This window comes from Kitasatospora sp. NPDC058170 (assembly GCF_042883905.1).
Lineage (GTDB): Bacteria > Actinomycetota > Actinomycetes > Streptomycetales > Streptomycetaceae > Kitasatospora.
On record NZ_JBHVUV010000023.1, the window covers coordinates 34,803 to 58,567 of the forward strand.

Here is a 23,765-nt window from a genome sequence, read left to right on the forward strand (position 1 = left end):
GCCTCCCGCCTTCCGGTGGGGGGCCCGGGCCAATTCGGGCGGGCGGCGTCAGACGCGGGCGCTGTTGGCCAGGACGTGCTCGGCCAGGTCGTCCACGGTGGAGAGGCCGTCGGCGAACTCGTCGCCCACCTCCAGGCCGAACCGCTGCTCCAGCAGGATCAGCGCCTCGGCGATCACCATCGAGTCGATGTTGAGGTCGGTGAAGAGGGACGCCTCGGGCCGGACGGCGGCGGCGTCGACGTTGCCGACCTCGTGGAAGGCCTCGGCCAGGGCCGTGAGCACGTCGTTCTTGGTCATCGTGATTCTCCTCGGTGCAGGCGGGCGGCGTCCGGGCCGGCCGCCAGGTCGGTGGCGGCGGCCACCACCGCGTCCAGCAGGCGCTCGGCGGTGGCGGCGTCGAACAGGTGCTCCTGGTAGGTGAGCGTGAACTCGAGGTCCGCCGCGTGGTCGGTGGCGGTGAGTTCGAGCTCGTACTTGCTGTGCAGCGGTTCCAGCGGCAGCAGCCGGGCCGACACCCCGGGACCGAAGTCCCCCGGCCGGGTCGGGGCGTCGGAGGCCGCCAGGTAGACGGGGGTCAGCGCCGGGCGGCTGAGGTCGCGGTCCGGGTGCAGGGCCGACACCAGCTCGTCGAAGGGCACGTCGGCGTTGCGGTAGCAGACCGTCGCGGCGGCCTTGATCCGACCGAGCAGCTCCCGCCCGCCGGGCTCGTCGCGCAGGTCCACCCGCAGGACGAGGGTGTTGACGAACATCCCGACGGTCTCGGCGTCGCCCGCCTCACGGCCCGCCCAGGGGAAGGCGAACAGGAAGTCTCGCTGTCCGCCGCCGCGGGCCAGTGCGGTGGCGAGCACGGCGGCGGTGAGCATGAACGTGGTCGCGCCGGTCTCGGCGGCGAGGGCCCGCAGCCGTCCGGTCGTCTCCGCCGGGAGCCGGACGCCGCGCTGGCCCGCGCGGGAGCCCTGGGCGGCCCCGCGCGGCCGGTCGTGCGGCAGGACCGCGTCGGTCGGCGCGCCCGTCAGCTGGGCGACCATCGCGGCGAGGGAGTCGGGGGACGCCCCGTCCGCCCCGGCTACCCCGGACCGCTCGGAGCCGGCCGGCCCGCCGGCGGCGGCCACCACGGCCTCCCCCGGCCGCCGGTACTCCTGCCCGAACCGCTCCAGCAGCAGGCCCAGCGACCAGCCGTCCAGCACGATGTGGTGGGCCGTGAACACCACGACCGTCCGCTCGCCGGCCGTGATCACCTCGGCCCGGGCGGGTGCCTCGACGGCCAGGTCGAAGGGCGTCCAGCAGACCTCGCCGATGTGCTCGGCCAGCGCCTCGGGCGACCAGTGGGCCGCGTCGGTGACGGTGACCTCCGGCGGGGAGCCCGCCGTGGAGCGGACCACCTTCCGCAGCTTGCGGTCGAGGGTGAACCGGGTGCGCAGGGCCGGGTGGCGGCCGAGCTCCGCCGCCAGCGCCGCGGCCAGCGCCGCGGCGTCCACCGGACCGGTCAACTCCAGGACGGTGGGCAGCAGGTAGGCGCTGCGGACACCCGGCAGCCGGTCGATGAACCAGAGCCGCTGCTGGACGGAGGTGGCCACGCCCCCCTCCACCGCGCCCTGCTCCACCGCGCCCTGCTCGGACGCGGACGATGCCGCCCCGGACGCCGGACCGGCGGCCCGGTCCGCCCGGTCGGCGCCGGCCAGCAGCCGGCCCAGTCCGGCGACCGTCGGGTCGGCCAGGAAGTCCCGCAGCGCGACCGGCGCGCCGGCCTCCCGCTCGGCCTCCGCGAGCAGCCGTACCGCCAGCAGCGAGTGCCCGCCGAGACCGAAGAAGTCGGTGTCCGGCGCGAAGCCGGTGTCCGGCGCGAACACCCGGCCGGTCGCCTCGGAGAGGATCCCGGCGATCAGCCGGGCGGCCCGCCGCTCGTCCGGGCCGAGGTCCGCACGGGCGGCCCGCCCCTCCGGCAGCAGCACGGCGGGCAGCGTGGTGAGCGCCGCCGTGTTCAGCTTGTCGTTCTGGGTGAACGGCAGCTTGGCCACCGCGTACACCTCGGCGGGCAGCACCGCGGGGGGCAGCCAGCGCCGCAGCGGGGCCACCACCTCGTCCCGGGTGGGCGGTTCACCGCCCTCGTGCAGCTCCAGGTAGCCGACCAGCCGCTTGGGCTCGCCGACCGCCAGGACCGCGGCCGCCCGGACCCGGGGGTGCTCCTCCAGCAGACGGCGGACCTCCCCCGGCTCGATCCGGTTGCCGAGGATCTTCACCTGGTCGTCGACCCGGCCGACGTAGTCGAGCCGGCCGTCCGGCCGCAGCACGACCCGGTCGCCGGTGCGGTACATCCGGTCGTCCGGGCCGGTGCCGAACGGGTCGGGCAGGAAGGCCTGTTCGGTGAGGTCGGGCCGGCCCAGGTAGCCGAGCGCGAGGCCGACACCGGCCACGTACAGCTCGCCGGGCACGCCGACGGGCAGCTCCTCGCGGTGCGGGCCGAGGAGGTAGGCGCGGGTGTTGGGCAGCGGGACGCCGATCGGCGGCCGCTCGTCGGCGGGGTCCACCGTGCCGCAGGTGCTCAGGCAGGACGCCTCGGTGGGTCCGTAGGCGTTGCGGACCTCGGCGCCCCACCGGCCCGCGCAGGCCGCGGCGAGCTGCCGGGTGACGGCCTCGCCGGCGAGGTAGGCGGTGCGCAGCGTGGTCGGCCCGCCGCCGCCGTCGGCGTCGAGGGCGGCCCGCGCCATGCTCGGCGTCATCGAGGTGGAGGTGATCCCGAGCGGTCCGCGGACCAGTTCGGCGAGGGCGCCCGGGTCGCGCCGCTGCCGGTCGTCGGCGAGGACCAGCAGCGAGCCGGCCGCCAGCGAGCGGATCACGTCGAAGTTGGCGACGTCGAAGGAGGTGGAGCAGGTGCAGAGCAGCCGGCCGTCCGGGCCGAGGCCCTCGTCCTCGATCCACCACAGGACGGTGTTCAGCAGGCCCTGGTGGGAGACCAGGACGCCCTTGGGCCGGCCGGTGCTGCCGGAGGTGTGGATGACCATCGCCGGGTCCCGTCCGCTCAGTCGCGGGGGGACGGCCGGTGCGCTCGTGCCGCGCAGCGGCTCCAGGGGGAGCAGCGCGGGGCCGGGGGAGCCGGTCAGTGCGGCGCCGGCGGCGTCCACCACGACGGCCTTGGCGTCGAGCCGCTCGATGATGTGCGCCAGGCGGTCGGACGGGGTGTCCAGCCCGATCGGGGCGTAGGCGGCGCCGCTGCGCAGGACGCCGAGCCAGCCGGCCACCAGGGCGCCGCCGCGGGTGGCGACGACGGGCACGTGGTCGCCGGGGCCGATGCCGAGGTCGCGCAGGCCGGCCGCGACGGCCCAGGACCAGGCGTCCAGCTCGCCCCAGCCGAGGTCCACCCCGTCGCAGGTGACCGCCGGGGCGGCCGGGTCGGCGGCGGCGATGCGGGCCGCGATGGCGTCCAGCACCGTCGCGTGCGCCGGGTCGACGCCGCCGAGGTGGCGGCCCACCAGGTCGCGCTGCTCGCCGGGGACGACGCAGGCGGGCAGTTCGCCGGGCGCCCGCTCGGTGACGGGCAGCCGGGCGAGGGCCTGCTGGGGCGCCGCGACGGCCGCCGAGAGCAGCGCCCGGAAGGCCTCGGCCAGCCGGTCGGCCAGCGCGGGCGGGTAGCAGTCGGTGTCGTACTCGATGGTGCCGGTGACCCCGGTGGGCGTCTCGTCGAGGATGAACAGCAGGTCGAACTTGGCGGCGCCGGTGGGCAGGAGCTCCGCCCGCTCCCAGCGCGGCGGCCGGGAGTAGCGGGGCACGGGGTAGTTCTGCAGGGCGAAGCCGATGTTCACCAGGGCGCCGCGCGGGGTGTCGGGCAGGGCCGCGGTGAGCCGGTCGAACGGGATGCGCTGGTAGCCGAGGCTGTCGAAGGCCTCGGTGCGCACCGCCGCGCAGAGCTCGGCGAAGGAGTCCTCGGGGTTCACCGTGCAGCGCTGCGGGACGGTGTTGACGAAGAAGCCGACCAGGTCCTCCAGCGACTGCTCGGGCCGGTCGGCGGCGACCACGCCGAGCAGGAAGGCGTCCCGGCCGGACCAGCGCTGGACGACCGCCTGGAACGCGGCGAACACCACCACGAACGGGGTGACCCGCAGGTCGCGGGCGAGGTCGCCGACCCCGGCCCAGAGCTCGGCCGGCAGGTCGAAGACGTGCTCGGCGCCCGGGCGGTCCCCCTCCCTCGGGGTGGCCGGGGCCCGGCCGGCCAGGGCGAGCCCGGAGGGGACGGCGGACAGCTGCCCGGCCCGCTCGGCGAGGAGTTCACGGGCCTCCTCGCCGGCCAGCTCCTGGCCGTCCCAGATCGCGAAGTCCGTGTACTGGATGGGCAGTTCGGCGAGCTCGGGGTGGTGCCCGGCGAGCGCGGCCTCGTAGCCGGCGGCCAGGTCCTCGAAGAGCACGCCGAGCGACCAGCCGTCGACGGCGATGTGGTGGATGGTGAGCAGCACCGCGTCGCCGCCGGGCAGGCCCTGCCAGACGGTGCAGGCGATCGGGGGCCGCTCGGCCAGGTCGAAGGGCTGCCGGGCCGCCGCGGCGGCCTGTTCGTCGAGCCGGCGCAGCGGCTCCGGCTCGCCGGACAGGTCGACGACGGCGAGCTCGACGGGCCCCTGGTCCCGCACCTCCTGGACGGGGCGGCCGTCGGCCACCCGGTAGGTGGTCCGCAGCACCTCGTGCCGGGTGACGACGGCGGCCAGCGCGGTGCGCAGCGCCGGGACGTCCACCGGCTCGTGCCAGCGCATCAGCAGCGGCACGTTGTAGGTCACCGAGCCGTGGGCGGCGGCGTCGATGAACCAGAGCCGTTCCTGGGCGGCGGACAGCGGCGCGCTGCGCAGGCCGTGGCGGACCGGCCCGAAGGGGTCGTCGGCCGGGTGGTCCGGCGGGGTGTGGTCGTGGGACAGGCTCACGGTGGTCCTCCGGCCTAGTAGGAGATGGCCGGGGCCGACTCGTGGGACAGCTCGACGATCTCGTCCGAGACGTCGCCGAGGTCCACGGCGACCTCCAGCACCGCGATCCCGCCCTTGCCGTGTACCGCCACCGCCTGCCGCAGCGCCTCGCGCAGCTCGGCGACCGGGGCATCCGGCCCGACCGGCAGGTGGTGGACCCCGTCGAGGTCGGGCACGTGCAGGCGCTCGGCGTCGTGCGTGAAGCGGAACCGGCTCGGGGTGCCGCGTTCGTCGAGCTGGCGCTGGAGCCAGCCGTACCCGCCGTTGCGCAGCACCACGTAGATCACCGGGGCGCCCTCCCGGGCGAGGGTGCGCAGGTCGTTGGCGACCATGGCGAAGGCGCCGTCGCCGACCAGTGCGACCACCGTGCGGCCGGGCGCGGCGAGGGCGGCGCCGCCCGCGGCCGAGGCGCCGAAGCCGAGGCTGGTCTGCTCGGAGGGCACGATGGAGCCGGCGGTGGGGCCGCAGACCCAGTACGGGTGGAAGTAGGACCACATGTCCTGCAGCCCGTTCTCCTGCACGAGGATGCGGTCCGGGCCGACGGCCTCGTCCAGCTCGGCCAGGACCTGCGCCACGGTGATTCGGCCTGCGGCGGCCGCGGCGGCGAGCCTGGTCCCGGCGGCCGCCCTGACCCGCTCGCGGGCGGTGTCGATGGCGGCCCGCCGGTCCTCGTCGGGGGCGGCGCCGGCCTGCTCCAGCCGGGCCAGCCAGCCGGCCGCCGTACTGGCCGCGTCGCCGACCAGCCGGGGCCCGGCGAACTCGTGGGAGAGTCCCGCCGGGTCGGTGTTGACCTGGACGACGGGGACGCCGGCCGGGGCGAAGCCGAGCGGGTAGGTGGCGGTCTCCTCCAGCCGGGAGCCGAGGGCGATCACCGCGTCCGCGGTCTGCCACAGCTCGCGGGCGGCCTGCGGGGTGTAGAGGCCGGCCAGTCCGGCGAAGGCGGGGTGGTGCTCGTCGAAGGCGCCGCGTCCCGAGGCGGTGGCGAAGACCGCGGCGCCGGTGCGGTCGGCCAGCCGTTCCAGGACGCGGTCCTCGTTGCGGCCGCGCAGTCCGCCGCCGACCAGCAGGACGGGCCGCCGGGCGGCCGCCAGGACGGCGTACCCGGCGTCGTCGGCGAGGGCGGCGCTCGGCAGCCGGACCGGCACCGCGGCCCACGGGCGGTCGTGCGGCACGGCCTGCTCCAGCAGGTGGTCCGGGATCTCCAGGTAGACCGGCCCGGGCACGCCGGCCGCGGCGAGCGCGGCGGCCTTGTCGAGCGCGGCCGGCAGCCGGGCCGGGTCGTCCACCCGGTGCGCCCAGCTCACCAGCGGCTGGACCACGGCGAGCTGGTCGAGCTCCTGGAAGGCACCGGCGCCGCGCCGGTCGGCGCCGGTGCCGCCGGCGATCAGGACCAGCGGCACGCCGCCGGTGCGGGCCTCCAGCAGGCCGGTGAGGGTGTTGGTGAGCGCCGGGCCCTTGCCGACGACGCAGACCCCGAAGCCGCCGGAGGCCAGCGCGTACCCGGTGGTCATGAACACCGCGTTGCGCTGGTCGCGGCAGAGCACCAGCCGGGTGTCGGCGTCCTCCAGCGCCTCCAGCAGGCCGAGGTCGTCGCCGGGCAGTCCGAAGACGGTCCGCCGGTCGTGGAAGCGCAGCCAGTCGGCGACCGCGTGCCAGGGCGTCCGGTGGGAGGCCTGCTGCGCGCCCTGGTCGGGCTGTCCGGCCTGCGTCGGCTGGTGGGTCAGGTCCTGCTGTGTCATCACTCGCCTCGCCCGAAGTAGTCGGAGACGACCTTCGACAGCAGCAGCGGCTCGGCGGTGCGAGTCCCGTTGAAGCTGACGTAGTTCGCCATCATGCCGCGGCCGCCGAACGGCCGGTTCCCGTCGTCGATGTCCAGCAGGGTGCGGTCGACCGCCACCGAGTGCCGGCCCGCCAGCAGCTCCCGCAGCTCCTCGTCCAGGCCGTAGGCCATCGCCCCCATCGCGCGCTCGCTCATGAACGGCGAGCCGAGCTCTCGGCGCAGCGTCTCGCGGTCGGCGTAGCCGACGACGTTGAACATCGGGGAGAAGAACTCGCTGATCGCGGGGCCGTCCGCCAGGTCGCGGACGAAGACCGTCGGGTCCAGCCGGCCGGTGCGGAAGTCCGCGGTGCCGCCGTGGACGATGGCGTGCCGGTTGCGCTGGAGGTACTCGACGGAGTCGGCCAGGGCGTCCTGGTAGTACAGCGGGCCGTAGTCGGCGTCCGGGTCGGCGTTCTCGCCGAACCGCAGTTCCGACAGGCGCTTGCACAGGCCGGCCACGAAGGCGTCCCGCAGCTCGCGGGGCACCAGCAGCACGTCGGGGGCGAAGCAGTCCTGGCCGGAGTTGTGCAGCCGGATCCGGATCGCGTCCTCGACGGCCAGCTCGACGTCGGCGTCGGGGCCGAGCACGAAGGGGTTGACCCCCTGGCCGAAGAAGACGAACACCTGCTCCCGGCTCAGGGCGGCCCGTACCCGCTCGGCGTTGGCGTAGGTGCCGGTGAACACCAGCAGCCCGGCGAGGGCGCACGGCCCCTCGACGAACTTGCGCTGGGAGAGGTCGCTCAGCTCGATCGGCAGGCCGTGCACGGGGGCCAGCAGCTCGTGCAGCTGCCGGGTCTGTGCGGCGACCTTGCTGGACGGGCGCAGGGTGATGTCACGGACGTACAGCGAGGGCACCAGGGCGTACATCACGTAGGAGTAGAGCAGCACGTTGGACGGCATGAAGACGGCCATCCGCTCGACCGCCTGGGGGCGGTTGCCGGTGATCTCCGCCAGGGCGCCGTCCAGGGTGGCGAGGGCCGCCTCCAGTTCGAGCTCCACGGAGCGGTAGGTGGCCATCGAGGTGAGCGTCTGGAGGACGGCGTCCGGCCGGCCGCGCAGGAAGTCCACCGTGCGCCGCAGCGCCGCCACCCGCTCGGGGAACGGTATGCCGTCGCCGTCCGGGGCGGCGGCGGGCACCGCGACGGCGCCGGCCTGCTGGTCGGCGGGCACGGCCTGCACGGCCTGCACGGCCTGTTCAACCTGCTCCGCCTGCACGGCCTGTTCAGCCTGCTCGGCCGTGGGCTGCTCGGCCGGGCCGGTCGCGGGCTGGTCGGCGGGCTTGGCGGTGGGCTCCTCGGCCAGCCGGGCCAGCGCGAACTGGCGCAGCCCCGCGAGGTCGGGCTTGCCGGTGGACTTCAGCGGGAACTCGTCGACCACCAGCACCCGGTTGGGCTGCTCGTACCCGGGCAGCAGGGCGTTGATCGCCTCCTGCCACCTCCGGGGCGTGCCGCCGTCCGGGTCGGCCACCACGAAGACCAGCTGGGCGCCGCGCCGGGCGTCCTCGAAGGCGAGCACCTTCACCGGGGCGCCGCAGGCCTGCGCGCGGGCCTCGATGGCGCTCGGGTAGAGCGTGTGCCCGAAGCGGTGCACGGCGTTGGCCCGGCCCACCACGAAGAGGTGTCCGGCGGCGTCGAGGTAGCCGAGGTCGCCGGTGGCGTAGAACGGCTCCTCGGCGCCGGCGACGGTGCCGTCGGCGAGCAGGTAGCCCTCCATCAGGGCGGGGGTGCGCACCAGGATGCGTCCGATGCCGCCGGCCGGGACGGCGGCGCCGTCCGGGTCGACCACGCTGACCTGCACGCCGTCCAGCGGGCGGCCGCAGCCGACCGCGCCGCCGGGCGGGGCCAGCGCGATGTTGCCGGCCTCGCTGCTGCCGTAACCGTCCAGCAGGGGCAGCCCGAAGGCGGCCAGGAAGTCGTCGGCGAGCGTCTCGGACAGCGGTGCGCCGCCGACGCACCACATCCGCACCCCGGCCAGGCCCTCGCCCAGCTCCGGGTGGCGCCCGGTGACCCGCAGGATGCTGTGGTAGGTGGCGGGTGTGGCGTCGACGACGGTCACCCCGGCCTCGCGGGCCAGGTGCAGCGCGCGGTCCAGCCGCCCGGCCGTGGTGAGCGCCAGCGAGCAGCCGAGGCGCCACCAGAGCATCAGCAGGGTGAGGCCGTAGAAGTGGGTGAACGGCAGCAGCGGCAGCAGGACGTCGTCACTGCGGTAGTCCATCCGGTCGGCGGTGGCCGCCAGGTTGTCGAACAGGGCCCGGCCGCGGCGCACCACCGCCTTCGGGTCGCCGGTGGAGCCGGAGGACCAGGTGATCAGCGCGTCCGCCCGGCGTGACCAGGCCTCGAAGTCGAGCCGCTCGTCGGCCGGTTCACTGCCGTTCGGTTCACTGCCGTTCGGTTCGCTGCCGGTCGGGGCGCCGTCGGCCGGGGGCCCGTCGGGCGCGCCCTGGACGAGGTCCGCCAGCCGCATGCAGACCACCTGCTCGCCGGCGCTCTCCTCGCGCTGGCCGAGCAGCCAGCGGGCGCCGGTCAGCCGGGCGCCGCGCTCGACGTCGGCGGCGGTGAGCTGGTTGTCCAGCAGGCTGACGGAGGTGTCCAGGTGCAGCAGCGCGAGGAACGCGGCCACCGTCTCGACGCTGTTCTCCGCCTTGAGCATCACCCGGTCGCCGGAGCGGACGCCCCGGGCCCGGAGCCGGGCGGCGGTGCGCAGCGCCAGCCGCGCCACCTCGTCGCGCCCGTGCGAGAAGGTCGTGCCGATCAGCCGGCCGGAGCCGCCGCCGTCCTGGGTCGCCATCATTCGCCTGTCCCTGCGTGGGTGCGTGCGTCGTCGGTGAGCGCCTCGGAGTACCGGACGTGGCCCGCCTTGCCCAGCCGCTCGCGGCCGCCGGCGCCGGTGGTGCGGCGCAGCAGGGTCACGCTGTTCTGCATGAGCTTGTGCGGTTCCAGCAGGTTCACGATCTCCAACTCCCCCGGGTGGGCCTGCTGGTAGCCGCGGAAGTAGCGCAGCACCGCCTCCCCCTCGGGGTAGGTCATCAGGTAGTGCATGGCGAGCAGGCCGCCGTCGGGGTTGATCCGCTCCCAGTAGTGGTCGAAGAAGTACAGGCACTCGTAGGCGTCCACCCAGGCCAGGTCGATCGGGGTGAAGTCCGCGGGCAGGTGGTCGTCCGCCTCGGTGAGGTCGCAGTTGGCGACCGTCACCAGGTGGTCGAGGCCGAGCTGCCGGAGCACCTCGGTGACCCGGCCGGCCGACGAGCCCTCGATGGAGAGGTTGTCGACGGCGACCATCCGCGGCTGGTAGCCGTCCAGGTGGAAGTCGGGTGCGGCGAGCGGCGGTTCGGCGAACAGCCAGTCGTCGCCGAGGCCGTCGCCGGCCAGGGCCCGGCGGCTCTTGGCGGCCAGTGCGGCGGACTCCACGCGGGTCTGCTCGGCGGCGGAGGCCAGTGCGGCGGCGAGGTACGGCGTGGTGTAGCCCATGCCGACCTCCAGCACGTTGCGCGGCCGGACCAGGCCGACCAGCGCGGCCAGCCACGGGCCGGCGGCCTCGGTGCCCGCCCCTGCCACCCGCAGCGGCTCGACGGCCGCGTGGAACTTGTCGTCGAAGATCCCGTTCAGGACCACTGTTGCTCCTCGGATCTGATGCCGGGTCGGTGGGTCGTCGGTGAGTCGTCGTCCGGGCGGGCGGCCGCTGCGCGGGTCGCCGGTGCAGGGGTGGCCGCCGCGCGGGTCATCGGTGGATCAGGGCGGTGACGCCCCAGCTGAAGCCGGTGCCGCTGGTCGCCAGCAGCACCAGGTCGCCGCTGCGCAGCCGCTGTTCGGCCTGTAGGTCGGCCAGGGCGAGGAAGGTGTCGCCGCCGCCCATGTGGCCCAGCCGGTGGTAGTTGAAGACGCTGCGCTCGACCGGGATGCCGAGCGAGGTCAGCACCCGCTCGTGCACCCGCCGGTCCATGTGGTTCATCAGGAACCAGCCGACGTCCTCGACGCCGCGGCCGAGCGCGGTGAGGGTCTGCTCGGCGAGCGCCCGGTAGTTCTTCACGTAGGTCTGCGGCAGGTTGAGCCGGCGCGCCCGGCGGCGGACCACCACCCGGTCGTACTCGTACTCGCCGACGTAGTGGCCGTGCCAGCTCGGGTCGGTGCGGATCCGCGAGTGCACCAGCTCGAACTGCGGGTCCTCGGTGCCGACCAGGACGGCCACCACGGAGTCGCCGGTGTTGAACAGCGCGACCGACTCCGGGTCGGCGTAGTCGACGCTGCGGCTCAGCCGCTCGCCGACCAGCACCAGGGAGTGGGTGACCCGCCCGGCGGCGACGGTGTCCGCGGCGATCTGCAGGGCGGTCGCCGGGGAGTTGCAGAAGTTGACCACCTCGAAGCACTGCGCCCCGGTGATGCCCAGCTCGTGGGCGATCGTCGCGGAGGGCGACCAGGCCGGGTGGTCCCACTCCCCGGAGCCGGCCACGATGACCTGACCGATCCGCTCGGGTGCCACGCCGGTGCGCTCCAGCACCCGGCGCGCGGCGGTGCTCAGCAGCTCCCAGGCCGTCTCGTCCTCGCCGAACACCGGGATCTCGCTGCAGTGCGTCCAGCCGAGGATGTCCTCCAGCGGCACCCCGGACTCGGCGTGCATCCGCTTCACGTCGATGCGGCCCGCCGGCAGGGCGGTCTCGAAGTCGAGGATCCCGGTCATCGGGCCACCCCCGCGCTCTCCTGGGTTCCGCCGGTCGCCTGGGTTCCGTCGGTCTGCCGGGCCCCGCCGGTCTCCTGGATCTCCTGGCGCAGTTTGGCGAGGTGCGGCAGGGCGCCGAGCACGGTGGCGCCCGGCAGGCCGAAGTCGATCAGGCAGGCCATCTCGTCCACCCCCAGCTCGGCGAACTCGGCGGCCACGGACCGGAGTTTGTCCACGGTGCCGAGCAGTCCGCCGTGCTCGTAGTAGCGCTCGAAGGAGCGGTTGACGATGAACTCGGTGTCCTGCTCGGAGAGTTTCGCCGGGTCGATCTTCCGCTTGCCGTCCACCTGGGCGCCCAGCAGCAGCCCCAGCGAGCTGCGCAGGTAGCGGGTGAGCGGCTCGCGCACCAGCTCGCGCACCTCGTCCTCGTCCTCGCCGACGAAGGCGTGCACCATCAGCACCACGTGGCCGCGTCCGCCGTCGGCGCCGGGCCGCTCGGCGTAGGCCTCCCGGTAGGCCGCGATCCGCTCGGCGAGCTGGGCCGGCTCCTGGCCGAGCAGGTGGGTCAGCACGCCGGCGCCGGCCCGACCGGCGTTGCGGAAGGTCTCCACCCCGCCGGCACTGGTCAGCCAGACCGGCAGCTCCGGCTGGACGGGCCGCGGGTGGACGGTCAGTTCGCAGTCGTTGCCGACGCCGTCCAGGGTGCGCATCGGCTCGCCCCGCCACAGGGCGCGGACCTGCTCGATGTACTCCACGGTCAGACGGCGGCGGTCCGCGTAGTTCTCCGGGCGCAGCGCGAAGTCCGTCGCGTGCCAGCCGGAGGCGAAGGACAGGCCCACCCGGCCGCCGGAGAGGTTGTCGACCACCGCCCACTCCTCGGCGATCCGCACCGGGTGGTGCAGCGGGGCGACCACACTGCCGGCCCGGATCCCGATGGTGCGGGTGACGGCCGCCAGCGCGGCGCCGGTCACCGCCGGGTTCGGGTACAGGCCGCCGAACGGGTGGAAGTGCCGTTCGGGCGTCCAGACCGCGGTGAAGCCGTTCTCGTCCGCGAACCGGGCACCGTCCAACAGGAGTTGGTAGCGGTCGGCGCCGTTCTCGCGGCTGTCGTCGGCGAAGTAGAACAGACTCAGGTCCATCAGGCGATCCCTCCCTGGCCTTCTGCGACCGCGACGGCGGCCGGCTTGCGGGTGCGCTGGGCCCAGCGGGCGGCGCTCGGTACCAGGGCGCCGGTCACCGCGAACAGCACGGCGAACACCAGCCAGCCGGAGGCACCGAAGCGGGTGAGCAGGACGGTGGCCAGCACCGGGGTGATCATCGAGCCGAGCTGGGTCGACATGGCGAACATGCCCTGGTACTGGCCCTGGGCGTGGTCGGGTGCCAGGCCGAAGCTGAGCGACCAGGAGCCGGCCGCGTGCAGCATCTCGCCGATCACGTGGATCATCGCGCCGAGCACCAGCACCAGCACCGCCAGCCAGGGGGAGCGGCCGCCGGCCAGCGCGAACAGCGCGCAGCAGCCGGCCAGCAGGAAGCCCGAGATCCGCATCGCCCGGGCGCCGCCCGGCACGTCCTCGGTGCCCTTGCTCACCCGGACCTGGAAGAACACCACCGAGGCGGCGTTGATGATCACGACCAGCGGGAAGAGCCAGGCCGGCGCGTCGGTGTGCTCCGAGATCCAGATCGGCAGCGCGACGATCAGCACCCCGGAGTTCATGATCAGGACGCTGTTGGTGAGCGCCACCGCCGCGAACGGCGCGTCCCGCAGCACCGGCCAGATCGGGCCCTCGGCCTCCTCGGCCGGCGCCGGCTCCACCCGCGGCACCGACAGGTACGCGATCCCGGCGACCACGAACAGCGCGCCGGCGCCGAACAGCAGTGTCAGGTAGGCGGCGTGGGTGTCCAGGTAGAGGCCGATCGCGCCGGCCGCGGCACCGATCGCCACACTGAGGTTGGCCGCCGCCCGCATGTACGAGACGGCGGTCACCCGCTCGTCGGCCGGGATCAGCCCGGCGATCAGCGCGCCGACCGAGGCGTCCACCGACGACTCGACGGCCAGGACCAGCGCGCTGATGGCCAGCAGTCCGGTGAAGTCCCCGACCAGCGGGTAGCCGCAGACGAACACGCCCATCAGGCAGAGCAGCACCACCGTGGTGTTGCGCGGCCCCACCGAGTCGGCCAGCCGCCCCGCCGGGACGGCGGCCAGCATGCCGACCACCGCGCCGACGCTCAGGGCCAGGCCCACCCGGTCGGCCTCGATGTGCACGGTGCGGGTGAAGTAGAGGACCGCGACGGACATCAGGATGCCGTGCGCCGCCGTCTTCGACACATGGCTCAGGCAGAGCACCCGGATCGGGCCCGGCGGGGGGATCAGCTCTTTCAGGGAGGCCATTCGTTCTCAGCTCTCAGTTCTCTGCGGGTGCGGGGGGACGCGGTGTTCGGGGCAAGCGGTAGCGGTGTGCACGGGCGGAGCGGTGTGCACACGGGCGGAGCGGTGGGTCCGGGCGGAGCGGTGCCGGCCGGGGCGGTGCCGGCCGGGGCGGGTCCGAGCGGCCTCAGCCCTGGAGGGCCAGATCGCGCAGCGCGCCGCGGTCCGTCTTGCCGTTCGGGTTCAGGGGCAGGGCGTCGAGCCGGTGGAAGCGCCGCGGCACCATGTGCATGGGCAGCCGCTTGCGCAGCCACCGCACCAGCTCGCGCGGCTCCTGCTCGGCGCCGGTGTAGTAGCCGACCAGCTCGATCTGCCCGCCCGCACCGGAGTCCGGGCCCGGCCGCACCGGCACCACGACCGCCTGGACGACCTCGGGGTGGCGGCACAGGACCGCCTCGATCTCCCCGAGTTCGACCCGGTAGCCGCGGATCTTCAGTTGGTTGTCCAGCCGGCCGAGGTGCACCAGTCCGGCCGGCTCGAAGCGCACCCGGTCGCCAGTGCGGTAGTAGTGCGCCGCGGTCAGCGGGCCGGTGCCGTCGTACCCGGTGGTGCGGCCCTGCTCGTGGGCGAGGAACCGGTCGGCGTTGTCGGCCGGGTCCAGGTAGCCGTCGAAGCGCTGCGCGCCGCGGACGCACAGCTCGCCCTCGTCGCCCGGTCGGCCCTGCTCGTCCAGCAGCAGGTACTCCAGGAACCCGTAGAGCGGGCCGATCGGCACCGAGTCGTTGGAGGTGTCGGGCCAGTCGGCGGGGTCGGCCGGCAGCCGGTGGGAGGTGCAGGCGACGGCGAGTTCGGTCGGCCCGTAGACGTTCTCGATCACCGTGCCCGGCGCCGTCTCCTGCCAGCGCCGCGCCTGCCGGTAGGAGAGCGGCTCACCGATGAAGACGCTGTGGCGCAGCCCCTCGACGGCCCCGGCCGGCAGGTTGCCCAGGTCCGCGCTGACCGACACCACCGACGGCACCGAGAACCAGTGCGTGATCCGGTTGGCCACCAGGTAGTCCACCGGGGTCAGCAGGTCGGTCGGGCCGGGGACGACCAGGGTCGCGCCGCCGCCCCAGGTGACGAACAGGTCGAACACCGAGGGGTCGAAGGTGAGGTCGAAGGTGTGCGACGTCCGGCAGCCCGGACCGACCCGGTACCGGTCGACGTTGTACGCCACGTAGGGCGAGACGTTCCGGTGCCGCACCGGCACCCCCTTGGGGGTACCGGTGGAGCCCGAGGTGAACAGGATGTAGGCGACGTCCTCCGGGCGGCCCGCGTAGGGCGGCAACTCGTCGGTCTTGGTGTCGAGTTCGCCGTCGGACAGGTTCAGCAGCGGCACCGGAAGCCCGGTCGGCCAGGGCCGGCCGCCCGGTCCGCTCTCGTCGGCCAGCACCAGGTCCACCTCGGCCAGCTCGCACACCCGCTGGTTGCGGACCTGCGGGAAGGACGGGTTGAGCGGGACGACGGCCGCGCCGAGCCGCAGCACGGCCAGGTAGCCGGCGAAGGCCACCAGGCTTCGGTTGGCCAGCAGGGCCACCCGCCGCGGCGGGCCGTCGCACTCCCGCAGGATCCGCCCGGCCAGCGCCTCGGCGTAGCCGTGCAGGTCCCCGTAGGGCACGTCGACGCCGCCGAGGTGCACCGCGACCGCGTCGGGGGTGCGCTGCGCGGACCGCTCGAACCACTCGTAGAGTGTGCGCCCGTGCTCCGCCGGCAGCGCCGTCACGACGCCTCCCGTCCGGCCTGCGACAGCTGCGGGGCGTGCAGCCGCATGGTGGTCGGCTCCGGCTGCGCCACCGGCTCGATGTGCAGCCGCTGGACGCCCTCGGCGTCCGGCCCCGGAAGGGCGGCCAGGCAGTCGCAGTCCCGGTCCTCGAAACCGGCGAAGCGGTAGGCCACCTCCATGATCCGGTTGCGGTCGGTGCGCCGGAAGTCCGCCGCCAGGTGGACCGAGGCGGCCGCGGCCTGGTCGGTCAGCCAGCGCAGCAGCACCGCCCCGGCGCCGAACGACACCACCCGGCACGAGGTGGCCAGCAGCTTCAGCCGCCACACCCCCGGGTGCTTCTCCAGCAGCACGATGCCCACCGCGCCGTGCGCGCCGAAGCGGTCCGCCATGGTGACCACCAGCACCTCGTGCCCCGGGTCGGCCAGCAGCGCGCGCAGCGCGTCCTCCCCGTAGTGCACGCCGGTGGCGTTCATCTGGCTGGTGCGCAGGGTGAGTTCCTCCACCCGGGCGAGCTGCGCCTCGGTGGCCCGCACGATCGTCATCTCGATGGCGAGCGAACGCAGGAACGCCTCGTCGGGGCCGGAGTACTCACTGCGCGCCGCCTCCCGGCGGGCGTTCTCCTGGTACATCGGCCGGCGCCGGGCCGAGTCCTCGGTCACCTGGGTGGGCGTGAACTCCGCCAACCCGGTGAGTTCCAGGGCCTGTTCGGCCTCGTAGCAGCGCACGTCCGGCAGGTGGAACGCCACCTCGGCGCGCTCGGCCGGCTGGTCGTCGATGAAGGCGATGGTGGAGACGGCGAAGTTCAGCTCCTCGGCGATCCGCCGGATCGACTCCGACTTCGGCCCCCAGCCGATCTGCGGCACCACCAGGTACTCGGCGAGGCCGAGCTTCTCCAGCTGTGCCCAGGCCAGGTCATGGTCGTTCTTGCTGGCGACGGACTGCAGGATGCCCCGGGCGTCCAGCTCCAGGACGGCGGCGCGCAGCTCCTCGGCGAACCGCACCTCGCCGTCCTCCAGCAGGGTGCCCTGCCAGAGCGTGTTGTCCAGGTCCCAGACCAGGCACTTCACACCTCCCACAGGGTCACCGCCCAGGCCGCCACCGGACTGTTGTTCAGGACGAGCACCAGATCCCCCTCGGTCAGCTCCCGCCGCGATAGCAGCGCCTGCAGGTTGAGCACCACATCCATCGCGCCCAGGTGTCCGTACGCCGCCAGGTGTTCCCCGCAGACCGGGTGGACCGGCAGGCCGAGCAGCGTCTCGTAGAACCGGTAGGCGCTCGCCGCGACGTTCTGCATCAGCGTGGCGGCGATCCGCTCCTTGCCCACCCCGGCGTCCGCCAGGACCTGCTCGACCAGCGAGGCCAGCCGGTTGCGGCTGTGCAGCGCCAGCTCGAAGCGGTACCGGTCCGGGGAGGTGCAGACCTCGCGCCACTCGTACCAGGGCACGCTGCGGTAGTCGATCTCGAACAGGTCGTGGAAGGTCCCGTCGGTGGCCTGCCGGTGCGCCCGCAGCCTCGGCCGGCCGCCGCGCACCAGCGTCATCGCGTAGGCGCCGTCGCCGATCACGGTGACCGGGTAGCGCACCCGGTCCAGCGCCGCGGGGCGGCTGGCGTGCGCGATCAGCACGCTGTGCCGGGCCGGGTCGGCGAGCAGGAGGTCCCGGGCGAGCGCCCAGGCCGAGCTGGAGCCGGTGCAGCCCAGGCCGTCCAGGGTGAAGGCGAAGGCTCCCTCCAGCTTGGCCTCGGCCTGCACCCGGGCCGCGTCCGAGCTCAGCAGCACCTCCGGCGCGCGGGGTGCCACCAGGACGAAGGTGTCCGGGACGGCGCCGGGCCGGTCGGCGAGCAGCTCGCGGCAGGCGCGGGCCGCGAGCTCCGCGGCACTCGTCTCGATCACGCCGACGGTGCGCACCCCGCTGCCGGCGACGAACTCGGCCTGGTCGTGGTCCAGCGCCGGGTACTCCGGCAGCTCCTCGACCGGGACGAGGGTCTCGGGCAGGACGCAGTGCACCGCGCCGATGCCGATGCCGTCCGCCTGGGCCTGCGTCATGACCACACCGCTTCCGCGTGCTTGGCGAGCAGCAGCTGACAGATCTCGTCGCTGCCCTCGATGATCTGCATGAGTTTCGCGTCGCGGTACGCCCGCGCCACCGCCGAGCCGTCCCGGGCCCCGGCCGAACCCAGGACCTGGACGGCGGCGCTCGCGCCGGCCGCGGCGCTGCCCGCGGCCAGGTGCTTGGCCAGCACCGCCGCGTTGACCAGCTCGGGCGAGCCCTCGTCCCACAGCCGGGAGGCGTGCTCGCAGTACCGGGTGGCGGCCTGCTCGGCCACCACCAGTTCGGCCAGGTGGCGGGCCACCAGCTGGTGCTCGGCGAGCGGCCGGCCGAACTGCTCCCGCCCGCGCGCGTGCCGGGTGGCCGCGGTGAGGCAGGCCCGCAGGATCCCGACGCAGCCCCAGGCCACCGACAGCCTCCCGAAGGAGAGCGCCGGGGTGACCAGGAAGTCCACCGGCAGGCCGGCCCCGCCCAGCAGGTTGGCGGCGTCCACCCGGACACCGTCCAGGGCCACCTCGCTGTGCCCGGCGGCGCGGCAGCCCATCGGTTCGGGCACCGGGCGGATGCGCACGCCCGGCGCGTCGGCGGGCACCAGGACGGCGGCCGCGCCGGAGCCGTGGCGCCCGAACACCAGCACCAGGTCGGCGTAGGCGGCCGCGGTGATCCAGGTCTTGCCGCCGTCCACCACGACGGCGTCGCCGTCCGGGCGGATGGTGGTGGTCATCGCGGACAGGTCGCTGCCGGCCCCGGGCTCGCTGAAGGCGACCGCGCACAGCGAGCCGCCGGCCAGCCGGGGCAGCCAGGCCGCGCGCTGCTCGGCGCTGCCCATCCGCTGGACCGTCCAGGCCGCCATGCCGTGCGAGGTCAGCAGCGAGCGCAGCGAGGAGCAGTGCGTGCCGACGTGCGCGGTGAACTCGCCGTTCACGGCGCTGCTGAAGCCCTGGCCGCCGTACTCGGGCGGGATCTGCGCGCCGAGCAGCCCGGCGACGGCCAGCTCCTTGACCACCTCGGTCGGGATCCGCCCGGCGCGGTCCCAGTCGTCGGCCTGGTCGCCCACCAGCCGGGTGACCAGGGCGCAGGCCTCGGCCGACTCCGCTCTCACCGGCCCTCGCCCTTGAGTCGGCGCACCAGGGCCGCCATCGCGTCCACGGTACGGAAGTTGTCGAGCGTGAGGTCCGGGCCGTCCACCGTGACGGCGAAGGTCTGCTCCAGGTGGACGAGCAGCTCCATCGCGAACAGTGAGGAGACCAGGCCGGTGGCGAACAGGTCGGCGTCCGGGGCGAGTTCGGTCTTGGTGCGGTCCTGGACGAAGGCGGTGATGGCGCCCTCGACGGTCCGATCGGCTTCGACAGTCATGGGTATCGACCTTTCCTGGCTGGCTAGTTGGCTGCGTAGGAGTGGAAGCCCTGGCCGTTCTTGCGGCCCCAGTGGCCGTCGGCGACCTTCTTCAGCAGCAGGTCGCAGGGCTGGTAGCCGGCGTCGCCGGTGCGCTCGGCGAGGACCCGCAGGGAGTCCGCGACGTTGTCCAGGCCGATCAGGTCGCCGGTCGCCAGCGGGCCGGTGGTGTGGCCGAGGCAGCCGGTGAACAGCGCGTCGACCTGCTCGGGGGTGGCGATGCCGTCCTCGACGATCCGGGCCGCCTCGTTGATCATGCGCTGGAGGATCCGGTTGATCACGAATCCGGGGCCGTCGCCGACCACCACGCCGTCGCGGTCCAGCGCCGCCAGCAGGTCCAGGGTGGCGGCGACCGCCTCGTCCCCGCTGCGCGGGCCGCGGATCACCTCGACGGTGCGGATCATGTACGGCGGGTTCATGAAGTGGATGCCGACCAGGTCCTGCGGGCGCTCCAGCGCGGCCGCCTGCTCGTCGATCGGCACCGCCGAGGTGTTGGACACCAGCAGGGTGCCCGGTGCCACCACGGCCGCGGCCGCGCGCAGCACCTCGCTCTTCAGGTCGGCGAGTTCGGTGACCGCCTCGATGACCACGGTGGCGTCGGCGATCGCCGCGAGCTCGGTGGTGGCCGTCAGCTCGCCGGGGGTGCGGTCCCGCGCCAGCCGGCCGGTCATCTGTGCCAGCCGCAGCTGGCCGCGGACCTTGCCGGGCGCCTGCGCCACCACGTCCGGGTCCACGTCCACCAGGGTGACCGGCAGTCCGTGGCCGACGGCCAGGGTGGCGATCCCGGTGCCCATCACGCCGGCGCCCAGCACCGCGATCCGCGGGCCCGTGCTCTGCGGGCCCGTGCTCTGCGCTTCCGTCATGGCGTCTCGTCCTCCTCGTCGTCTCGTACGGCCTCGTCCCGTGCGGCCCCCGCCTGTCCCGCTTCCGCCGCTCCTGTCGGTGCCGCCGGTGCCGCCTGAGGCAGGTCGGCCAGCAGCGTCCCGAGGTCGGGGTTGCGCTCCGCGAGGAAGGCCAGCGCGCGGCGCAGCTGCTCGCCGCTCACGGCCGCGGTCAGCCCGTACCGGCGCAGCCAGGGCGTCCAGTTGCGGGCGGCGATGCCGTCCACCGGGTACTCGTGGCCCTCCAGTTCCAGCAGGGCGGTGGCGGCCAGCGCGGAGCTGCCGGTGCGCCGGGCCTCGTCGGCGACCAGCTGCTGCCACTGCGGGTAGGGCAGCGGCCTGGTCGGCACGCCCGCCTCGGCGAGCTGCTCGAACAGCCCGCGCAGGCTCACCGAGCGGTCGTCCACCAGGTGGTAGGCGCGGCCCACCGAGTTGCGGGCCAGGCCGAGTTCGACCACCGCGCGGGCCACCAGGTCCACCGGGGCCACCGGGTGCAGCCGGTCGTCGGTAGGGTGTGCGCCGACCGCCAGCCCGCTGGCCAGGGTCAGCCAGATCAGGTCCTTGTCGTTGCAGGCCCCGGACTCGGCGGCGGCCATGATCAGGCCGGGCCGGAACACCCGGACCCGCATGCCGTCGGCGTCCGCGCGCTCCAGCAGCCGCTCGCAGACCCACTTGCCGATGCCGTAGGCGTCGAGCTCCGGATCCAGCGGCTGGTCCCTGGTCTCCAGGACCCGGCCGCCGTCGAGCGGGGCGGTGGCCACCAGCGAGGAGACGAAGCTGAAGTCCCGGATGCCGTGTCCGCGCATCCAGTTGAGCAGCGCCACCGTCGGCAGCACGTTGTCCTGGCGCAGCACCTTGTAGGGCTCGGTGAACACCACCTTGGCGGCGCAGTGGAACACCTGGCGTACCCGGGTGGCCAACTCCCCGTCCCGGTAGGCCGCCAGGGCCTCGCCGACGCTGCGCAGATCGCCCGGGACGGCCCGGACCCGCGCGGGGTCCGGCGCCGGCAGCCCGAGCCGGGCGGCGGCCTCGGCCAGCCGGCGCAGGCCGGCCTCCTCGTCCGCGGCCCGCACCAGGCAGTAGACCGTGTCCTCGGTGACGCGCAGCAGCTCGTGCAGCAGGAAGGCGCCCAGGTAGCCGGTGGCGCCGGTCAGCAGGGTGTCGCGCCCGGCGGCCTGGCCGGCGGCCAGGGGGACCAGCGGCAGTTGCAGGTCCGCGTCGACGAACGCGCTGTCCTCGGCGTCCAGCGGCCCGTCGTCGACCTGCTCGCCGCCGGCGGCCCGCAGCCCGCGGATGATCGCCGCGGTCTTCCGGACGGTCGCCTGACTGCCGCCCGCGCGCTGGAAGTTGACCAGGACGCCGTGCTCGCGCTCGATGTCCAGGACGAGTTGCACGGACAGCAGGGAGGTGCCGCCGAGGGCGGCGAACTCCTGGTCGGGGCCGACCTGTTCGACGCCGAAGGTGCGCGACCAGAGGTCGGCGAGCTGCTGCTCCAGCGCGTCCCCGGCCGACCCGTCCGCCTGGCCTGCCTGGCCCGCCTGGGCGGGCGGCGCGGCGGTGAGGGCGTCCTGGGCGAGCCGGTCGAGCGCCCAGTAGCGCTTGCGGGTGAACGGGTAGGTCGGCAGCGCCACCCGGCGGCCGGTGCCCCGGGAGTGCGCCTCCCAGTCGACCGTCACCCCGGCGAGCCAAGCGGCGGTCAGCGCCTCCTCCAGCTGCTCCTCCAGCCCGGCCGCCGGGTCGACGGCGTGCCGCTGCGGCCCGGGACGTCCGCCGGCGGGCAGCAGGGTGAAGAGGTCGGGCGAGTCGCTCGCGGCCGGCTCGACCGGTGTCGTGGTGTGGCCCGGGAGCGCGGCCAGCAGCCGCCGCACCAGTTCGCCGGACGCGCCGCCCTCCGGCGGGAGGACGACGAGGGCCTGCCGGGGCTCGGACTTCGCGGTGCGGGTCTGCGGCGGCCGGGGCAGCCGCAGCGCGGCGCTCAGCGCCTGCGGCTGCGCGGTCACCACGCGGCGCTCGGCGAAGGCCTGGCGGCCGGTGCGCAGGGTGTACTCGACGTCGGGGACGGCCGTCCCGCCGCGCTCCAGCGCGTCGGCCAGCCGGCGCGACTGCTCGTCCAGCTCGGCCCGGGTGCGGGCGGAGAGGACCAGTCGGGCCACCGGGCGGGCGGGTGCCACGGGCCTGGTCGGCTCGGGCGGCGGGGCGAGCACGGCGGCCGCGTTGGTGCCGCCGACGCCGAGCGAGTTCACCAGGACGTGGCGGTCCTGGTCCGGGCAGCTCTGCGGGCTGGTGGTGACGAAGAACGGGCTGTCGGCGAGCACCTCGGGGTCGCGCGGGCGGTCGAACAGCGGGTGCGGCGGTATCGCACCGGTCCGCGCGACGTGCACCGCCTTGATGAAGCTGGCGATGCCGGCGGCCGCGCCGGTGTGCCCGATGTTGGTGATCACCGACCCGAGCCCGCAGTACCCGCTCTTGCCGGTGGTCCGCCGGAACGCCTTGGTGAGCGCCAGCAGTTCGATGTTGTCGCCGACCGGGGTGGCGGTGCCGTGGGCGGCCACGTAGCGGATCAGCTCGGCCGGTACGTCGGCCACCTGCAGGGCGGTCGCCACCACGTCGGCGATGCCGGTCGGACTCGGGGCGACGTAGCCCATCCGGTCGCGCCCGTCGTTGCCGACGGCGCTGCCGCGCAGGACGGCGAGCACCGGGTCGCCGTCGGCCAGTGCGTCGGCGAGTCGGCGCAGCACCACCACGCCGATGCCGGAACTGTAGGCCGTGCCGGTGGAGTCGGCGGAGAAGGAGCGGCAGAAGCCGTCCTGGGAGACGCCCTCGTCCGGTCGGTGCAGATAGCCGCGGAAGGGGTCCACCACGGTGGCGCCGCCGGCCAGCGCGATGTCGCACTCGCCGGAGAGCAGGCTGAGCGTCGCGTAGTGCACGGCGTACAGCGAGGAGGAGCAGCCGGTCTGCAGGCTCAGCGCCGGGCCGCGGGCGCCGAACTTGTACGCGGTGCGCGAGGTGAGGAAGTCGGGCTGCCCGCCCACGGTGAGGTCGAGGTCCTCGACGGCCGAGCGCAGGCCGTGCCGGTTGGCGTGGGCGTGGAACAGCGCGGCCGAGTAGCCGCCGGCCGCACTGCCCGCGAAGACGCTGAGCACCAGGTCGCCGTCGGGCGGGTGTCCGGCGGACTCCAGGGCCTCCCAGGCGGCCTCCAGGAAGATCCGCTGCTGCGGGTCCATCAGCTCGGCGTCGCGCGGGGAGTAGCCGAAGAACTCGGCGGCGAACTGGTCCACGCCCGGCAGCGAGGTCGCCGTGCCGACGAAGTTGGGCGCCCGCATCTGCTCGGCGGTGAAGCCGGCGGCCGTCAGCTCGGCCTCGCCGAGCGGGCGCATCGCCACCCGTCCGCTGTCGATGTTCTGCCAGAACTGCTGGGGCGTCCAGGCGTCGGGATAGCGGCACCCGACGCCGACGACCGCGATGTCCGTGTCGCTCGTCATGATGCGCGCTTCACCCGGCCGAGCAGGTTCGCCCGCTGTTCGGCGCCCGCCGAGGCCTGCGCCCGGGTGGCGGTGCCGGCCAGCAGCCGGGCCTGGCCGCGCACCGTGCTGTGCTCGAAGAGGTCCGACACCTTCAGCTGCAGCTCGGTCAGCCCGTGCAGCTCCTCCCAGAGCATGATCAGCAGCAGTGAACTGCCGCCTGCCTCCAGGAAGTTGGTGTCCAGCGGGACCTGCGCGGGGTCGTCCAGGTCGAGCACCTCGGCCCACGCCTTGCGCACCTGGTCGGTCAGCTCGGATTCACCGACCGTTGACAGGCCGGTGGAAACGCCGTTATCCACGAATTCTCCTTGCGCGGGGCAGGGCTGTACCGCCCTGCCGTTCATTCAGGGAAGGGGACTGGCGGGAATCTTCTTGCGG

General features: G+C 74.6%; 16 protein-coding genes. All 16 read right to left on the reverse strand.

Annotation, left to right across the window (positions count from 1 at the left end):
* Positions 1-48: 48 nt before the first annotated feature.
* Positions 49-297, reverse strand: a complete 249-nt coding sequence (locus ACFVVX_RS25180; RefSeq protein WP_387948876.1) for an acyl carrier protein — start codon at positions 295-297, stop codon at positions 49-51.
* Positions 294-4,904, reverse strand: a complete 4,611-nt coding sequence (locus ACFVVX_RS25185; RefSeq protein WP_387948877.1) for an amino acid adenylation domain-containing protein — start codon at positions 4,902-4,904, stop codon at positions 294-296. Before ACFVVX_RS25185 ends, ACFVVX_RS25180 begins: the two co-directional genes overlap by 4 nt.
* A 14-nt stretch (positions 4,905-4,918) precedes the next feature.
* Positions 4,919-6,682, reverse strand: a complete 1,764-nt coding sequence (locus ACFVVX_RS25190; RefSeq protein ID WP_387948878.1) for a thiamine pyrophosphate-binding protein — start codon at positions 6,680-6,682, stop codon at positions 4,919-4,921.
* Complete coding sequence (locus ACFVVX_RS25195; protein WP_387948879.1) at positions 6,682-9,552, reverse strand: aldehyde dehydrogenase family protein; 2,871 nt, start codon at positions 9,550-9,552, stop codon at positions 6,682-6,684. The genes ACFVVX_RS25190 and ACFVVX_RS25195 overlap by 1 nt, the downstream gene beginning before the upstream one ends.
* Positions 9,549-10,373 (reverse strand): hypothetical protein, encoded by an 825-nt coding sequence (locus tag ACFVVX_RS25200; protein WP_387948880.1) that lies wholly within the window; start codon positions 10,371-10,373, stop codon positions 9,549-9,551. Before ACFVVX_RS25200 ends, ACFVVX_RS25195 begins: the two co-directional genes overlap by 4 nt.
* A gap of 106 nt (positions 10,374-10,479) precedes the next feature.
* Positions 10,480-11,436: a 3-oxoacyl-ACP synthase III family protein gene (locus ACFVVX_RS25205; protein WP_387948881.1), complete on the reverse strand. Its 957-nt coding sequence runs from the start codon at positions 11,434-11,436 to the stop codon at positions 10,480-10,482.
* The gene (locus tag ACFVVX_RS25210) at positions 11,433-12,554 is read right to left on the reverse strand and encodes a MupA/Atu3671 family FMN-dependent luciferase-like monooxygenase (RefSeq protein ID WP_387948882.1); all 1,122 of its coding nucleotides are present in this window, start codon (positions 12,552-12,554) and stop codon (positions 11,433-11,435) included. The genes ACFVVX_RS25205 and ACFVVX_RS25210 overlap by 4 nt, the downstream gene beginning before the upstream one ends.
* Positions 12,554-13,804, reverse strand: a complete 1,251-nt coding sequence (locus ACFVVX_RS25215) for an MFS transporter (protein WP_387948883.1) — start codon at positions 13,802-13,804, stop codon at positions 12,554-12,556. Before ACFVVX_RS25215 ends, ACFVVX_RS25210 begins: the two co-directional genes overlap by 1 nt.
* A gap of 163 nt (positions 13,805-13,967) precedes the next feature.
* Positions 13,968-15,542 carry an amino acid adenylation domain-containing protein gene (locus tag ACFVVX_RS25220; protein WP_387948884.1) on the reverse strand — a complete coding sequence of 525 codons (1,575 nt, stop codon included), beginning with the start codon at positions 15,540-15,542 and terminating at the stop codon, positions 13,968-13,970.
* Positions 15,539-16,618 carry an HAD-IIIC family phosphatase gene (locus tag ACFVVX_RS25225; RefSeq protein WP_387948885.1) on the reverse strand — a complete coding sequence of 360 codons (1,080 nt, stop codon included), beginning with the start codon at positions 16,616-16,618 and terminating at the stop codon, positions 15,539-15,541. The genes ACFVVX_RS25220 and ACFVVX_RS25225 overlap by 4 nt, the downstream gene beginning before the upstream one ends.
* A complete protein-coding gene (locus ACFVVX_RS25230) occupies positions 16,606-17,586 on the reverse strand; it encodes a 3-oxoacyl-ACP synthase (protein WP_387948886.1) in 981 nt (326 codons plus the stop codon). Before ACFVVX_RS25230 ends, ACFVVX_RS25225 begins: the two co-directional genes overlap by 13 nt.
* Positions 17,583-18,692 carry an acyl-CoA dehydrogenase family protein gene (locus ACFVVX_RS25235; protein WP_387948887.1) on the reverse strand — a complete coding sequence of 370 codons (1,110 nt, stop codon included), beginning with the start codon at positions 18,690-18,692 and terminating at the stop codon, positions 17,583-17,585. The genes ACFVVX_RS25230 and ACFVVX_RS25235 overlap by 4 nt, the downstream gene beginning before the upstream one ends.
* Positions 18,689-18,946, reverse strand: coding sequence for an acyl carrier protein (locus ACFVVX_RS25240; RefSeq protein WP_387948888.1), 258 nt, complete (start codon positions 18,944-18,946; stop codon positions 18,689-18,691). The genes ACFVVX_RS25235 and ACFVVX_RS25240 overlap by 4 nt, the downstream gene beginning before the upstream one ends.
* A gap of 23 nt (positions 18,947-18,969) precedes the next feature.
* On the reverse strand, positions 18,970-19,848 hold the full coding sequence (locus ACFVVX_RS25245; RefSeq protein WP_387948889.1) for a 3-hydroxyacyl-CoA dehydrogenase family protein: 879 nt from the start codon (positions 19,846-19,848) through the stop codon (positions 18,970-18,972).
* On the reverse strand, positions 19,845-23,348 hold the full coding sequence (locus tag ACFVVX_RS25250) for a thioester reductase domain-containing protein (protein ID WP_387948890.1): 3,504 nt from the start codon (positions 23,346-23,348) through the stop codon (positions 19,845-19,847). The genes ACFVVX_RS25245 and ACFVVX_RS25250 overlap by 4 nt, the downstream gene beginning before the upstream one ends.
* Positions 23,345-23,686, reverse strand: coding sequence for an acyl carrier protein (locus ACFVVX_RS25255; RefSeq protein ID WP_387948891.1), 342 nt, complete (start codon positions 23,684-23,686; stop codon positions 23,345-23,347). The genes ACFVVX_RS25250 and ACFVVX_RS25255 overlap by 4 nt, the downstream gene beginning before the upstream one ends.
* Positions 23,687-23,765: the final 79 nt, after the last annotated feature.